Annotated in this window: 1 protein-coding gene; it reads right to left on the reverse strand. The window is 45.6% G+C overall.

Annotation, left to right across the window (positions count from 1 at the left end; genetic code table 11):
- On the reverse strand, positions 1-351 hold a 351-nt coding region (locus FTW16_RS17740; protein ID WP_315897549.1), incomplete at both ends, for a glycosyltransferase family 9 protein.

The following is a 351-nucleotide window of genomic DNA, read 5'->3' on the forward strand; positions in this document are numbered from 1 at the left end:
TGCACCAGGGCAAAGGCCTGTGATGGCCGTATCCTGAGTCAGTTTAAACTTCGCTGTCGTTTTTAACTGCTCATCTTTGAGAATGGTTAGAGCGGGTCTCGGTAGCTGTTCTAATCCCCCCAAAGAACTAGAGTCAATCATCTCTGCTTTTGGATGAGCAAGCGCGACATAGCGCTCCACCATGTATTGGAACGATTTTTTGTTAGGGCGAAGGTCATTCAATAGACCATAACGCATTTCGCCTTTCCAGCCAGTACGCTTTGGAATGTTTGCAAACCAAGGAATCAATGCTGACTTGGCTGAGTTTGGACAGATAAAAGCTTGGTCATATTTCGTATCACGAAGCGTTTT

Origin of the sequence: Vibrio sp. T20 (genome assembly GCF_007858795.1) — a bacterium.
GTDB lineage: Bacteria > Pseudomonadota > Gammaproteobacteria > Enterobacterales > Vibrionaceae > Vibrio > Vibrio satsumensis.